At 36.9% G+C, this 15,352-nt stretch carries 11 protein-coding genes; 7 read left to right on the top strand and 4 right to left on the bottom strand.

The window, feature by feature from the left end:
- Window positions 1-22 precede the first annotated feature (22 nt).
- Both CDA10_RS00845 and CDA10_RS00840 read right to left on the bottom strand, forming a co-directional pair.
- The gene (locus CDA10_RS00845; protein ID WP_089603633.1) at window positions 23-397 is read right to left on the bottom strand and encodes a hypothetical protein; all 375 of its coding nucleotides are present in this window, start codon (window positions 395-397) and stop codon (window positions 23-25) included.
- Between the two features lie 121 nt (window positions 398-518).
- Window positions 519-2,351, bottom strand: a complete 1,833-nt coding sequence (locus tag CDA10_RS00840) for a phosphoenolpyruvate carboxykinase (GTP) (RefSeq protein WP_089603632.1) — start codon at window positions 2,349-2,351, stop codon at window positions 519-521.
- Between the two features lie 407 nt (window positions 2,352-2,758).
- Here CDA10_RS00840 and CDA10_RS00835 point away from each other — a divergent pair, with 407 nt between their 5' ends.
- The 7 genes from CDA10_RS00835 (at window position 2,759) to CDA10_RS00805 (ending at window position 13,495) form a co-directional block, all read left to right on the top strand.
- Window positions 2,759-3,697: a diacylglycerol/lipid kinase family protein gene (locus CDA10_RS00835; protein WP_089603631.1), complete on the top strand. Its 939-nt coding sequence runs from the start codon at window positions 2,759-2,761 to the stop codon at window positions 3,695-3,697.
- Window positions 3,678-4,442: a metallophosphoesterase family protein gene (locus CDA10_RS00830; RefSeq protein WP_089603630.1), complete on the top strand. Its 765-nt coding sequence runs from the start codon at window positions 3,678-3,680 to the stop codon at window positions 4,440-4,442. Before CDA10_RS00835 ends, CDA10_RS00830 begins: the two co-directional genes overlap by 20 nt.
- Before the next feature lie 197 nt (window positions 4,443-4,639).
- Complete coding sequence (locus CDA10_RS00825; RefSeq protein WP_010113891.1) at window positions 4,640-4,930, top strand: co-chaperone GroES; 291 nt, start codon at window positions 4,640-4,642, stop codon at window positions 4,928-4,930.
- Window positions 4,931-5,064: 134 nt separating this feature from the next.
- A complete protein-coding gene (gene groL, locus CDA10_RS00820; RefSeq protein WP_089603629.1) occupies window positions 5,065-6,699 on the top strand; it encodes a chaperonin GroEL in 1,635 nt (544 codons plus the stop codon).
- A 235-nt stretch (window positions 6,700-6,934) separates the two neighbouring features.
- Window positions 6,935-10,828 (top strand): YadA-like family protein, encoded by a 3,894-nt coding sequence (locus CDA10_RS16950; RefSeq protein ID WP_228704573.1) that lies wholly within the window; start codon window positions 6,935-6,937, stop codon window positions 10,826-10,828.
- A 92-nt stretch (window positions 10,829-10,920) separates the two neighbouring features.
- Window positions 10,921-11,130, top strand: coding sequence for a hypothetical protein (locus CDA10_RS00810; protein WP_089603628.1), 210 nt, complete (start codon window positions 10,921-10,923; stop codon window positions 11,128-11,130).
- A 253-nt stretch (window positions 11,131-11,383) separates the two neighbouring features.
- Window positions 11,384-13,495, top strand: coding sequence for a TonB-dependent siderophore receptor (locus CDA10_RS00805; RefSeq protein ID WP_089603627.1), 2,112 nt, complete (start codon window positions 11,384-11,386; stop codon window positions 13,493-13,495).
- 115 nt (window positions 13,496-13,610) lie between these two features.
- Here the strand turns inward: CDA10_RS00805 and CDA10_RS00800 are convergent, their stop codons facing one another.
- Both CDA10_RS00800 and CDA10_RS00795 read right to left on the bottom strand, forming a co-directional pair.
- Window positions 13,611-13,985, bottom strand: coding sequence for a diacylglycerol kinase (locus CDA10_RS00800; protein WP_089603626.1), 375 nt, complete (start codon window positions 13,983-13,985; stop codon window positions 13,611-13,613).
- A 169-nt stretch (window positions 13,986-14,154) separates the two neighbouring features.
- Entirely contained in the window at window positions 14,155-15,306 is a 1,152-nt protein-coding gene (locus CDA10_RS00795) for a glycerophosphodiester phosphodiesterase (protein ID WP_089603625.1), read from the bottom strand.
- Window positions 15,307-15,352 lie beyond the last annotated feature (46 nt).

The raw sequence follows: 15,352 nt of genomic DNA, 5'->3' as shown, positions 1-15,352 counted from the left end.
CCGCTTACGCGGCTTTTTTTGTTTAGATTTCGATTCCGCCAAGTTGTTGGCAGTTTACAGGTGTATTCCATTTTACAGCAGTACCCCAAACTACTGGGCGTACAATACGCCAAGGCCAGAAACCGAATCTTTGGCTAGCATTGTAGTTAATGACTACATTACCACCAACTTGATGGGTGCGTTCTGCAAAGCGCGGATAAAGTTCCTCTACGCTACCATAAGTACCTTTCGCTACTTTAACGCGTTTCATGATCTTGAATTGGCTAGAATCAGGTGTGCCTTTAATTGCACAGATATGCAAAGCAGGTTGTTGTTCTGCTGTTTCAGTATTCGCCATAGCAATACTTGATAGGCTGAGTAGGCAAACAGTCGTAGTGAGTGTTAGTGTTTTTAGCATGGATTACCCCTTTGTTGTGCTTCGTTGTAAAGTTCGTTAAAAGTTATAAAAATTATTAAATTTTTTAAGATATTTTGAAAAAAGACCGCATGTGCGGTCTTTTTTCTATGTTAATTATGTTTTAAGCAGACTTCTGAACAGCTTCTAAAAGCTCGTTTTGGCGTGTTTTAAGCGCAGCTGGTAAGCGTTCACCAAGCTTATCAAACAACTCAGTGTGGCTTTCAAGTTCTTTTATCCATTGCGCTTTGTCTTGTGCAGTTACAAGGTCAAATTGCGCTTTAGTAAAGTCAGAACCAGTCCAGTTCAACTGTTCGTAAGTTGGTACGCGACCAATTGGTGTGTCGATTGCAGTTGCACGACCTTCACAACGGTCAATGATCCACTCAAGAACACGCATGTTTTGTCCGAAACCAGGCCATACGAAATTACCTTCAGCATCACGACGGAACCAGTTCACATTGTAGATACCAGGAAGTTTGTTGCCAGCAGCTTTCGCTTTAGCAGCAACTTCTTCACCAAGTTCTAACCAATGAGAGAAATAGTCAGCCATGTTATAGCCAGCAAATGGAAGCATCGCAAATGGGTCACGACGTACAACACCTTGTTGACCAACAGCAGCAGCAGTAGTTTCAGAACCCATGGTTGCAGCTTTATACACGCCATCAACCCAGTCAAATGCTTCTGAGATTAAAGGTACTGTATCTGCGCGACGACCACCGAAAATGAATGCAGAAATCGGTACGCCTGCTGGATTTTCCCAGTCAGCATCGATAGAAGGGCATTGACCAGCAGCAACGGTGAAACGAGCATTTGGATGTGCCGCTTTTTCTTCGCCAGTGTGTGGTTGACCTTTCCAGTTTGTTAGGTTAGCTGGTGCTTCTTTAGAAAGACCTTCCCACCAAACTTCGCCATTATCAGTTACGGCAACGTTTGTATAGATCACATCTTTATGAAGTGTAGCCATACAGTTTGGATTGGTTTTGATGTTAGTACCTGGTGCAACACCGAAGAAACCAGCTTCAGGGTTGATTGCGTATAAGCGACCATCTTCACCTGGTTTGATCCAAGCAATATCGTCACCTACAGTTTCAATTTTCCAACCTTCATAACCTGCAGGTGGAATCAACATTGCGAAGTTGGTTTTACCACATGCAGATGGGAATGCCGCTGCAATGTAGTGTTTCTCGCCTTGTGGATTGGTCACGCCAAGGATCAACATATGTTCAGCTAACCAGCCTTGTTGACGACCCATAGATGATGCAATACGTAAAGCAAGGCATTTTTTACCCAATAATGCGTTACCGCCGTATCCTGAACCATAAGACCAGATCTCACGAGTTTCAGGATAATGCACGATATATTTTTCAGGGTTGCAAGGCCATGCAACGTCTTTTTCGCCTTCAGCAAGCGGCGCGCCAACTGTATGTACGCAAGGGATGTATTCGCCATCTGTACCAAGAACGTCATAAACAGCTTTACCCATGCGAGCCATTTTAGACATGCTAACTGCTACATAAGGAGAGTCAGTAAGTTCGATACCGATGTGAGCAATGTGAGAACCTAAAGGCCCCATTGAGAAAGGTACAACATACATTGTACGACCTTCCATTGCGCCATCAAATAAACCATCAAGACGCACGCGCATTTCTGCAGGTGCTTCCCAGTTATTCGTCGCACCAGCATCTTCTTGTTTTTCTGAACAGATGTATGTGCGACCTTCAACACGAGCTACGTCAGACGGGTCAGAATTCGCTAAATAAGAACCAGGATGTTTTTCTTGGTTCAAAGCTTGCATAGTGCCGTTAGCGATCATCAAATCAATATAACGTTGATTTTCTTCGTCGCTTCCGTCACACCATTCAATTTTTGCAGGTTTAGTTAATTTAGCAATTTCTTCAACCCATGCAATGAGCTTGGGATGACGAACGAATTCTGGTGCGTTCACTTGGGTCATGGTGAGGCCTATCTTAAATGTGTACAATTTTATGTACAAATAATAATCTAAATGTAGTGATACAACATTCAGATTTAAGTATGAAAAAAAGTGGCTGTATTAAAGCATATATTCATGAAAAAAATAAGACTAAAGGCGTAAAAGATACCAAATGTAATATTTTTACTAAATTATTGATTAAGATCAATAAAGACACTTAAAAGTAGCTAATATTAAGTTATTTAGATTTATTATATGTGATATTTTAATTATAAATAATAATATTATACAATAAGTTAATTTTGTATCGTTCTTGTGTTTTATTATTGATTAAATAAATGCTCATGATTTAAATTTTACATAAAGGTGCTACTATTTGTTTGTAAAATAAGCGAAATTAACAAGAATACTTCAAAATAATCAAGCCTATGCGTAAAGATCTAAAACCACTTTCAATGATTTATAATGAAAAATCAGGTTTTCATGCGAATAATAAAGAAGACGGCTATGAACAACTCATGACCATTTGGTCTGCCTATGGGTTTGAAATACAGGTTTTTGATATTGGATCAGAAGTAAATATTCAAACTTTAATGAAAAAAGTGTTTGAACGACATCAGCGTTATGATCATAAAGGTGTGATCGTCGCAGCAGGAGGGGACGGTACTTTAAATGCTGTTGCCTCACAAATGTTACATCAAAAAATTCCTATGGGTATTTTGCCATTGGGGACGTTTAATTATGTTGCGAGAGTTTTAAATATTCCGTTAGATCTGCTTGAAGCAGCAGAAGTCATAGCAACAGGGACACCACGTGCTTCGCATGTTGCATGCATTAATGATCAAATTTATTTAAATAATGCCAGCTTAGGACTTTATCCTTTATTCATTAAAAAAAGAGAAGAATATAATCGTAAATTTGGACGCTTCCCTTTAAATGCATACACTTCGGGGTTGGATGTATTGGTACGTGATCGTAAGGAATTAAAACTGGAAGTTGAGGTCGATGGTCAAAAATACCCTGTCAAAACGCCATTAGTATTTTTTGGTAATAATCAACTACAGCTAAAAGAAATGAAGCTCAAGATTGCCAAATGTGCAGAACTTGGAGAAATCGCAGGAGTGGTGATTGCGAAAGGAGATAAACTGACTTTATTTAAAACCCTTGTTCAAACGATACGAGGGCAATTAGACCAAGCTTCCGATGTGTATAGTTTTGGTGCACAAAGCGTTATTGTTTATTCAAAAAAGCCTAAACTAACCGTTGCTGTCGATGGTGAAATTGTGTCTATGAATACGCCTTTAAAACTTCATGTAGAAAAAAATGCTTTAAATATTATGGTGCCGTATGTTGTTGCATCTGTCTGATCTACACTTTGGAACGGAACGTCAAGATTGTATCAAAGCCATACAAAAGTTTTGCACAGAACGGCAACCTGAAATCGTTGTAGTGAGTGGGGATCTTACTCAACGTGCTAAATTTAAAGAGTTTTTAGCTTGTCGCCAATTCTTAGATAGCTTGAAAATACCTTATTTTGTGGTTCCCGGAAATCATGATATTCCGCTGTATCATATATGGAAGCGTGTTTTTCAACCTTTTGGTTTATATCAACTTTTTTTTGGTAGTCTAGAAAGCACTTTGCAAACTGAACATTTCTATTTGATTGGAATGAATACCATTCGGCGTCGTTACCATACTCGTGGTCATATTTCTTTAGCGCAAATCCAAAAAGTGAATCAGCTATTATCAGCTGCACCAGCTGATCAACTAAAAATCATTGTCAGTCACCAACCTTTTTACATTTCCAATGAAGATCATCATTTAAAAGATTGTCCTGCATTGGGGAAATTTGCCATAAAAGAATGGGGGCAGCATCAGCTCTATGCTTTGTTACATGGACATTTACACCTTGTTGATGTTTATGATTTAAATCAAGAATTTACTTTAAACTTAAATCATGCAGTTTATGAAGTGCATGCAGGGACTGCTGTTTCTAAAAGGTTGCATAAAAATATTCCAAATAGTTTTAATGTGATTCATAACGATGGTCGGTTTGAACATTATTTTTTTGATGAGCATGTGCAAGAATTTATTGCAAAATCAGAACAATGAATTTCAATATATTCTGAGTTTTGAATTGAATGAGTAAAAAAAATACAAATTTTCAAAATATTTTTAAGCTTTCCCCTTGAAGCCTATATTTCCATCCCCACAAAAGTGACATACAAATATTTTGTCGATGGCCTAGGAATAAGAAGTCATCCTCATCTAGTAATCAATGGCATTTTGAAATGCCTATGGAGTTTGAAATGAGCAACATTCGTCCTTTACATGATAACGTTGTGGTTCGTCGCGTAGAAAAGGAAACTAAAACTGCAGGTGGTTTGATTCTAAGCACTTCTGCTGCTGAACAACCCGCTCAAGGTGAAGTCCTTGCTGTAGGTAACGGTAAAATCACTGACAATGGTGTTCGTGCATTAGATGTAAAAGTTGGCGATAACGTATTGTTCGGCGCATATGCGGGTACAAAAGTTAAAGTTAATGGTGAAGAACTTCTTGTGATGAAAGAGTCTGATATTTTAGCGGTTCTAGAAGGTTAATTTAAACCTGAATTACTTTTTCATACTTTTAAATGGCTTTGATTTTCCACATTAAAGAAAACAAAGTAAAGATGAAAAAGTAGAATCTATTTTAAAATCAAATCAGTCAAAGTTTAAGAATATTGGAGTTTAGCATGTCAGCTAAAGACGTAAAATTCGGTGATTCAGCGCGTTCGAAAATGATTGCTGGTGTAAACACACTTGCAGATGCTGTAAAAGTAACTTTAGGCCCTAAAGGTCGTAACGTTGTAATCGACCGTTCTTTTGGTGCACCACACATCACTAAAGATGGTGTAACTGTTGCTAAAGAAATTTCTCTTAAAGATAAATTTGAGAATATGGGCGCGCAATTGGTTCGTGAAGTTTCTTCAAAAACCAATGACATCGCAGGTGATGGTACAACGACTGCGACTGTGCTTGCTCAAGCAATTTTGAATGAAGGTATCAAATCAGTTACAGCGGGTATGAACCCAATGGACTTGAAACGTGGTATTGATCTTGCTGTACGTGCTGTTGTTGAAAACATCAAAGCGACTGCAAAACCAGCTTCTGATACGAAAGCAATTGAACAAGTAGGTTCGATCTCTGCAAACTCTGATGAGACTGTAGGTAAGTTGATTGCGCAAGCAATGGAACGTGTTGGTAAAGAAGGCGTGATTACCGTTGAAGAAGGTTCAGGCTTTGAAGATGCACTTGACGTTGTTGAGGGTATGCAGTTTGACCGTGGTTATATCAGCCCGTATTTTGCAAACAAACCAGAAACATTGACAGCTGAACTTGAAAACCCATTCATTCTTCTTGTTGATAAAAAAATTAGCAATATCCGTGAATTGATTGCAGTTCTTGAAGCTGTTGCTAAAACAGGTAAACCACTACTTATTATCGCTGAAGATGTTGAAGGCGAAGCTTTGGCAACACTTGTTGTAAACAACATGCGCGGTATTATCAAAGTATGTGCTGTTAAAGCACCTGGTTTTGGTGATCGTCGTAAAGCAATGTTACAAGACATCGCAATTTTAACTGGTGCTACAGTTATTTCTGAAGAAGTAGGTATGAGCTTAGAGCAAGCTTCTCTTCAAGATTTGGGTACTGCACATAAAGTAACGGTTTCTAAAGAAAACACTGTGATTGTTGATGGTGCGGGTAACGCAGCACAAATTGCTGAACGTGTAACTCAAATCCGTGCACAAATTGAAGAATCTACGTCTGAATATGACAAAGAAAAACTTCAAGAGCGTGTTGCTAAACTAGCAGGCGGTGTGGCTGTTATCAAAATTGGTGCAGCGACTGAAGTTGAAATGAAAGAGAAGAAAGACCGTGTTGACGATGCACTTCATGCAACACGTGCTGCGGTTGAAGAAGGTGTTGTAGCGGGTGGTGGTGTTGCACTGGTACGTGCTGCATCTGTGCTTGATGGTATTACTGGTGCGAATGATGACCAGAATGTTGGTATTAACATTTTACGTCGTGCGATTGAAGCGCCTTTACGTCAAATCGTTTCAAATGCTGGCGATGAGCCATCAGTTGTGATTAATGCTGTGAAAAATGGTGAAGGTAACTTCGGTTATAACGCTGCGACTTCTCAGTATGGCGACATGTTGGAAATGGGTATTCTTGATCCTGCAAAAGTAACACGTTCTGCACTTGAGCATGCTGCATCTGTAGCAGGTTTAATGTTGACTACAGAATGTATGATTACTGACATCCCAGAAGATAAAGCGGCTATGCCAGATATGGGCGGCATGGGTGGTATGGGCGGAATGATGTAATTCATTCTAAGCTCCGCTTCATAAAAATCCCTGCTTTTTAGCAGGGATTTTTTTATCAATATTTAAATTTCTTGAACTTTAAAAATTTATTCTTAGAAAAGAAATAACGAAATTCATTGATTAAATTACATAATAAAACTAGTATTTTATACTATTCAGTAAGTGTGTCATTTCTATATTTAAAAGGCACAAAACAAAAAATTTAATAATCGATAAAACTTTGGGAATTATATTGATGAAGTTAAAACAAACTACACTCGTATTAGCATTATCTTCAATAACAGGTTATGCAGCTGCAGACCTTACTTATCAAACTGCCTATGATCAAAACTTAGGAAATAATTATCAACAAACCAGTGGAACAAATAGTTATCAATTTAACCCCAATTTTAATATGTACGATCAGAATTATCAAAACGATAGTTTAAATTCAAATACTATTTTATCTACAGGGACAAAAATAAAAGGAAGTCAAACGTCTAGTTCTGGGCAAAATTATCAACAATATAGTTATGATGAAACACGTCGGGCAGATTTATATGGAAATAGATATTATTCATCAAGCCAAGTGGGTGAAAATGAAATTTCACATTATGATAATATTAATAGTAACTTTAGCAGCACAGGTACGGTTACACGTAAAGCCAATACTCAGGTCGGATTAGATGCAAGTGGTAACGAGATTGCAAATTCAGAACGTCGTTTAAATGATTCATCATTTGATTTTACTGCGGATGATTTAACAAAAGTTAAAGATGCGAGAAGTAGTACCTATTATAGTCGTCAATCAAATACAAAATACTTAAATAACGTTGCATTAGATACGCTGAATGAATCGCAGTACCAGCAATCAAATTTTAATAGTGTTCAAAAACGCGATGCCAATGGGCAACCCGTTATAGAAAGTAGTGCTCATGTTTATATTGCCGAAGGTGGAGCTAACCAATCTCAATCTAAAAATGCGACATATAAATCTACGACTAACCAAGATGGTAAAATTATTAGCCGTGACCCAAATAAGGTTTTAACCAATCAAGAACGTTCATCAAGTGGAAACAGTACAGATGTAGATTATGCAACTGATGGTCAAGGACAATTTGTAGCAATTCAAGTGAGTTCTGATAAAAGATATTTAGAAAAAGAATCTACAGTTACGAATAGAAAAAATTCAGATTCAAGTCATAATATTGTTTACGATGATTCATCTTTAATCAAGGAAAGTAGAAAGTCGTCAAACCTGAATGAAGTAAATAGAACTTCAGTATGGGATGAATTTAATGCAATAAATAATACTTCTACGGATACAACATATGTTAAATACCAAGATGGTGCGCAACCCATAGGTACAGAAGAAAGTTCTAAAACTCTTCGACATAACGCAAATCGTCAATTGCAAAAGAATATAAATGGTGAGTTGGTGTTAACCAATAATCAACCTATTAGTGAATTTACCATTGAAAATAAATCTTCTGAAGAATTATATCAGGCAAATTATCAAGCAACACATCATGCCTCTGGTGATAAACAAGGGCAGGATTATGAAATCATTAATAATGGTACAAATAGCCGTTATTCGGATACCGCTACTCAAAAAAGAACCAAATTAGCGACATATAATGAAGTTAAAAACTATGCTGATGGGTTTGTCGGGCATGTAGTAACAGCAGCAAATGGCTCAGCAGAATATAAAAAGAGCATGCAGGAAAATATTGAAGTTGATCGAGCTATAAGTCAGCAATCAAGTGTTGATCTGCAGCAGTTAATAAGCAAGACTGTAAGTGCTGAAAATACATCTGGAGCAAATCAACAGAATATTAAAGCGGGTAGTATTAATAAAACCATTGGTAATTATAGCTCATTGTCAGGCGGCTATTTAGATCCTAATCAGCCTATTTTTTTAAATTCAGGGCAAGATGTGACGGAGAGTGATGTTCGAAGCTGGATTGATGAAAATGGTAAGCAGCGCCATTATGTGGTTCTTGGGACTGATTTAGAAGGGAAAGACATTCGAAGTGAAGTGACTTTAGAAAATGCATCAGAAAATAAAAGCATTCAAGTCGATACTGTTTTTAAAGCAAAAAACTCAAATCATAAATCTGAACAAGTTAATTATGGGCAAGAGCTGGCTTATCATTTAACCGAGCAGGATCATGTAGATGAATCTGAAACATCAAAAGATGGTCAGGTTATTTACGGATCCAATAAATCGGATAAGAATAAAACCATTAAATTATATTCTGCAGGAAAAAATGCACTAGATCGTGAAATTCAACAAACTTACGACACTCAAAATATGTCGAGTAATTTAGTTCTAGATGAGCAAGGTCAAGTTGTTATTAAAACCATTAATACATCTGATACCGCAGCTAAGGTTTTATTACAGCAATACCAAACTGGGCAAGAAAAAGTATGGAACTATTCAAGTCAGGTTTCATCAAACCAAAAAAGTACAGATGCGAATGGAAAAGTATTAAGCCATGATAATCAATCAAATGGTTTAGACATTGTGCAATATGCACAAGGGAAAAATATTTTAGATCGAACAACTCATACTTCCTCTACTCAAGATGTGCTCAGCAGTCAGAAATCGACTTTGACTACACCTTATTATGGTGTTGATGAAAATGGTACTGATCTGTCAATGCGAAACGGTGTCTTAGCATACGATGAGCGTGGGGGAGAAGTGAAAAGCACTCAAGTATTAAAAACAACAGATTTAGATGTTGTTAATCAAAATACGAAGAGTAAAAATGTAGCTGAACAAATTTATCAGTCTGGTGCTATAGCATATAAAAAGTCTGAACAAAATCAGCAAACCAATCAAGATACCTTCGTAGATGGTTATGTTGCTCGCTCAGAATTAAAAAGTACAAATGATGTCACTTTATACAATCATAATCAAAGTGATAAATATCGTGATGCAGCCACGACAGTGGAAGTGAGTACGAATAATAAAATTTATGATTTTAATGAAAATGGCGAATCAGTCGTAAAAGGTACGATTGAAACAACATCAAGCAACAAAACAACTGCTGTGGATTACCAAAAAGGCAAAAATGCTTTATCAAGTTCATCGCTAAATGAATCTTCTTATACACATAAAAATGTTCTAGATGCGTCAACCACAGAAACAAAGGGAACTACGAAGTTAGAAAATTTGGTCTATCAAGCGGATCAAAAAATATCAGAGCAAATTATATCTGAGTTCAATACTGACACTAAAGTAACCAATAAAGATCAATCAGGTTCTACATATACAACATCAAGTATTTCGAATGAGACAGTAAACAATACTGATATGGGGTTATTAGCTTCGCAAGCTGTTTCTTCAACAAGAAATAGTCAATATGCTGAAGCTAAAAAAACCATAACAGTAGATGGTAAAATTACGGCACAAAATATTATTCGAGGTTCAGATGTTGAGAATCGTACGGATCAAAGTTTTACTGAGAAAGTATACGGTTCAGAGAATATTCTTAGTTCGGAGGGTATCAATACATCAGTAGCGAATGCCAATACGAGAGTTGTTGATAAATTTGGAATCTTAGAATCAGATACTTCAAATCGTAATGCGACTTCAACAGCTAAAGATGGTTCGGTAAAGTCTGTAACAGAAACTCGAGTAGATCATGTGTCTGGAGTGTTATTGAGCCAAGATATTGTCCAAAAAGATGCATCAGGTAAAGAAACGAAATCATCTATATCCACAACCGTAAAAGCAGGCGAGGTATCTGTTGGTGATGTAAGGCTCTCTGCACAGGGTGTAGATGCAGGAAATAAAGTCGTCTCTAATGTTGCCAACGGTGTTGCAAATAATGACGCAGTCAATATGGGGCAATTTCGATCTTACACTGCAGATTTAAATCGACGCTTTGATGATATTGAAACGAATGCGTATCGTGGAGTAGCGATCTCACTTGCGGCTCAACAGGCTGTACCGAATATGAAGCCAGGCCAATTTGCTGTATTTGGTGGTATGGGGCATTATGAAGGGCAATCAGCTGGTGCTCTAGGCATAACAAGTGTGCTTGAAGATGGTCGTACATCATTTAGTGGTGCATTTGGTGTTGCCGGTGGTGGCGAAGTGGGCGGAAGAGTTGGAGTTTCCTACGTTTTTGGTGGGAAATAATAAGTAAATTAATCACAATGAGTATATAACCAAAACAAAATATTGGGTATATACTCAAAAGACAAAGATTATAATGCTATGGGAGCAAAATTATGCCACTCAAATTTGTTATTCGTTTTGCGAGTATTCTTTTTTCAGTTTTGATATTGGCTGCTATTGGTATTCACTCCTTATTTCCGAGTGAATTAACAGTTGTGCTTTGGATTTTCACAGTTCCCATTATTCTTGCAGTTCCGATTTTAACATCGGTTGTATTTGCCAAAGATGAGGAGCTTTGCATTCCGATTAAAGTGAATCAATAAGAATTTAAAAATTTAAAATAACAGGTTCATTCAATATGAGCCTGTTTGCATTTGATAATGTATTGTATTTTTTTCAAGTAAAAATATCATATGATTTTGATCGTATTCAGTTATAAATATTCATATTTTATGAATAAAATTTGTTTAAAATTTCTAAAGTTAAGATACTTTTTATAAATTATTCTAAAGCCACACCTATACATTTAAATGCAAATGATTATACTTTACATCACTTTCTTCAATGGTGTGTCAAATGCAATTCAACAGATCTTATTTAACATTTTCAGTTCTGGTTATTTTGGCATCGACCACTTATGCAGAAACAGAACTAAATATAAAGGCAGGGCAAATCTCAACGTCGGTACTTCCTTCAATTACAGTGCAAGCGGAAAAAGAACAACAGCCTTATGTAGCTAAAACAGCAAGTGCAGTACTTCGTTCAGATGCATCATTATTTGAAACTGCGCAATCGATTAGTGTGATCACCAATCAGCAGATCGAACAAAAACAAGCAAAAACTGTAGCAGAAGCACTTGAAGGTGTTGCAGGTGTAACTTCAGGGCAATATGGACGTCGTGGCTGGGATGATTTTATTATTCGTGGGCAAATTTCGAGTTCACAAACCTATATTGACGGTTTACGCGTACAAGCATCAGATAATGTTTTAAGAGCAGAAGATATTTCAGGTTTAGAATCAATTGAAGTCGTCAAAGGCCCAACATCAGTCGGTTTTGGCTTAGCGCTACCAGGGGGCTTAGTCAACTTAACCACAAAACGCCCGCAAGCTGAAACCGCTTCTAAAGGCAGCTTAAGTTACGGGAGTTATGGTTTAAAAGAGGGAACTTTTGATCTTAACTATGCACCAAACAACACAGAAAAAGGCGCATTCCGTGTCGTCGGGCGAGTGTCTGATCAGGATGATCCAACTGATTATGTATATTTTAAAAACTTTTATATTGCACCATCTTATAATTTTGATTTAGGTGAAAAAGACGATTTATCTGTAATCGCCAGCTATCAACGCCGTGAATATCTTCGTCAGCAGGGTATTCCTCATGGAAATAGTTCAACATATAAAAACTATAGTCATGGCTTATTCTTTGGTGATGCTGACTATGGTTATGATGTTGATGTGTATCGCTTAGGGGCCAATTATGCTCATTATTTTGATAATGATTGGACGTTTAAACAAAACTTTGCAGTAACTAAAACTGAGACATTAGGTGATTCGATTCTCGCATCTGGTCGAAATGTACTTCCTACAATTAAGCGAGCCATTAACAATCAAGATAAGCAAGATGTGAATTATACCTTGGATAATAATTTACAGCGTAATTTCAATTTTGGGCATATCAACTATGATGTGATGGTTGGTGTAGACATGATGCGTGAGCGTAGTGATTATTATCGTCGTACAGATACGATTAATGATTTTGAGGCCAATCATCCAAGCTATCGCAACATCATTATTAAAAAAAGAGGTACACCCTCTGAAGAAATAACTTATAGCCAATACACAGGTTTATATTTACGTAACACGATTAAAATTGACGATGATTGGATTATTGGGCTATCTGGGCGCCATGATTGGACACAAGTTGAAATTGATAATGTGCTAAAAGATGCAACCACCAAAAATTCAGACAATGCTTTTACAGGCAGCGCTTCAGTGATGTATCGCATGAATGATATGTTTGCACCTTATATCAGTTATTCAACGTCTTTTATGCCAGTAACAGATTCAGGTGAAAATGGCTTATTACTTGACCCTGAGGAAGGCAAACAAACAGAAGTTGGAGTGAAGCTGCAAGCCTTTGATCAACGTTTGCAAGGTTATATTGCTTATTATGATTTAACGCGTAAAAACGTTACTGAGGCAGATGCTTCTGGAAATTTCTCTATCCAAACAGGTGAACAAGTGACTAAAGGCTTTGAAGCCGAAATGGCCGCTGCACTTACAGATCAATGGAACATTTCGACAACCTATAGCTATATTCCAACAGCAAAAATCACCGAAAGTTTAACTGCCAGTGAAATTGGTAAACGCACCAATCATGTCCCTAAAACTGCAGCGACACTATCAACTCAATATTATTTTAGCCCTGATAAATTGGGTTGGAATATTGGTGCAGGAATTCGTTATCAAGGTTCACGCACTGCGCAACGTAGTACGGATTATATTGATTTGCCAAGCTATGCTTTATTTGATGTGAATGCAGGGTATGAAACGGAAAAATGGGGTGCAGGTTTAAGCATTAAAAATTTATTTGATCGAGAATACTTAGCAGGAACAACACCAAATGCGCAATTGGTGAATTGGGGCGATCCAATGATGGTTCGTTTTAATGTGAAGTTTAAATACTAAGTTGTAGATTATTTTAATGGAAGGATTTGCGAAGGTGAAATACGCTTCGCAAATCAATATGTTATGAATAAATTCTAGTTTGGATTTTCAATCAATTTCTAAATGAATATCGTACTTAACGAATTAAAATCAGTGCCCAAGTGACAGTAATAATTGTTAAAGTCACAAATTGAGCAGCACTACCCATATCTTTGGCATTTTTAGAAAGCGGATGACGTTCTAAAGAAATACGATCAACGACAGCCTCAATGGCAGAATTAAACAATTCAACGATAATTGCCAATAAACACACGCCAATCATCAAAGCTTGTTCAACAGCACTCAAATCTAAGAAAAAAGTGATTGGAATTAAAATCACATTTAACAGAATAACTTGACGAAAAGCGGCTTCATTTTGAAAGGCTGCCTTAAAGCCAGCAAGAGAATAACCTGTGGCATTGACAATACGTTTTAAACCTGTTGAACCTTTAAAGGGAGAATAATCACTCATAAATCAAAGAAGCTAAATTTTTAGAAAGTGTATTATTTTAAACTTAAATAGGTATTAATTTTAGGCAAAATACATCAATTTTCTGGAAAAATTAGACAAGTGATTGAACCACTTGCCTAATTAATGCGCTTACTTATGTTCTGTGGCAAGTACAAGTAGGGATCGATATTTATCGCGCACTAGGATTGGCTTTCCAATAAGCATCAAGTGCTTTGCGACCTAGACCAGGATCATCTGTAAATAAACCATCAACACCAGCTTTAAAGTACATTTCATATTCTTTGGTTGCGCCTGTTTCACAACGTTTTGCTGCGTCTATTTCAGCACTGCTACATTTAAGATTAGCTGCAAGAAAGTTATTTTCAGGACGGAAAGTATAAGGATGAACTTTTAACCCAACAGCGTGAGCATCCTTAACGAATGTAGATGGTGCTGTAAAGGCCTCATTAAAAATATAAGGTTTCCATGGACCTACACCATTGGCATACTTTGCAACTGCTGTTAAACCTTGAGCTGTTGCCATTTCGCCGTAGGTTGTTTTAATACCTTGAGCAACATAATCTGCAGGGCTAACCGTTTTATCATCATAGAGCTGAATGATTTTGGCATTCTTTAAGCTCTTGTGCAACGTCAGTTGATCTTTCATATATTTGAGATTACTAACTTCAAATGACTGTAAATAAATCGGTGCAATGTCGCGTGTATATTGATATTTAGACAGTGTTTTTAACAATGGATCTTCTAATCCTAAATTATTTTTTTGAAAATAAGTTGGGTGCTTGGTTTCGATATATAAGCCAATAATTTTACCCGTTTTTTTATAATTTTTTTCTGCCAGTTCAATAATTTGTTCAAGTGTGGGAATATTGAATTGATCATTGTATTGAGTATTTTCAGGGCGAAGTTTTGGAATACGTTCACGTGCTTTGATTAGGTTCAATTCATTCAATGTTAAATCTTCGGTAAACCATCCTGTCAGTGAAGTACCATCGATGATTTTGGTTTTTTTACGATCTGCAAATTGCGCCAATTCACTGATATTGGTTGTACCCCCAATTTCATTTTCATGACGTGCGACCAATACACCGTCTTTGGTTGAAACCAAATCTGGTTCAATAAAGTCTGCACCATCATCAATCGCTTTTTGATACGATTCTAAAGTATGTTCAGGACGCAATGCACTGGCACCACGATGACCTACAATAATAATTTTAGGTTCTTTATATTCAGGTTTTGACGTTGTTGTTGAATCATCATTATCGTCATTGCAAGCGCTTAAAAGTGCGACGATACTGGTCATCATTAAGGTTCTTTTAATCATGTTCTGCTCAAATTATGGCGTGAGAGTTGAATGAGTTTGAGATGTT

Origin of the sequence: Acinetobacter piscicola (genome assembly GCF_002233755.1) — a bacterium.
GTDB lineage: Bacteria > Pseudomonadota > Gammaproteobacteria > Pseudomonadales > Moraxellaceae > Acinetobacter > Acinetobacter piscicola.
This window is presented reverse-complemented; position numbering and strand designations above follow the sequence as displayed.

Coding starts and splice junctions, on each gene's coding strand:
- CDA10_RS00810 (WP_089603628.1), top strand. CDS start 10,921: ATGCCACTCAAATTTGTTATTCGTTTTGCGAGTATTCTTTTTTCAGTT.
- groL (WP_089603629.1), top strand. CDS start 5,065: ATGTCAGCTAAAGACGTAAAATTCGGTGATTCAGCGCGTTCGAAAATG.
- CDA10_RS16950 (WP_228704573.1), top strand. CDS start 6,935: ATGAAGTTAAAACAAACTACACTCGTATTAGCATTATCTTCAATAACA.
- CDA10_RS00795 (WP_089603625.1), bottom strand. CDS start 15,306: ATGATTAAAAGAACCTTAATGATGACCAGTATCGTCGCACTTTTAAGC.
- CDA10_RS00845 (WP_089603633.1), bottom strand. CDS start 397: ATGCTAAAAACACTAACACTCACTACGACTGTTTGCCTACTCAGCCTA.
- CDA10_RS00825 (WP_010113891.1), top strand. CDS start 4,640: ATGAGCAACATTCGTCCTTTACATGATAACGTTGTGGTTCGTCGCGTA.
- CDA10_RS00800 (WP_089603626.1), bottom strand. CDS start 13,985: ATGAGTGATTATTCTCCCTTTAAAGGTTCAACAGGTTTAAAACGTATT.
- CDA10_RS00805 (WP_089603627.1), top strand. CDS start 11,384: ATGCAATTCAACAGATCTTATTTAACATTTTCAGTTCTGGTTATTTTG.
- CDA10_RS00830 (WP_089603630.1), top strand. CDS start 3,678: ATGTTGTTGCATCTGTCTGATCTACACTTTGGAACGGAACGTCAAGAT.
- CDA10_RS00840 (WP_089603632.1), bottom strand. CDS start 2,351: ATGACCCAAGTGAACGCACCAGAATTCGTTCGTCATCCCAAGCTCATT.
- CDA10_RS00835 (WP_089603631.1), top strand. CDS start 2,759: ATGCGTAAAGATCTAAAACCACTTTCAATGATTTATAATGAAAAATCA.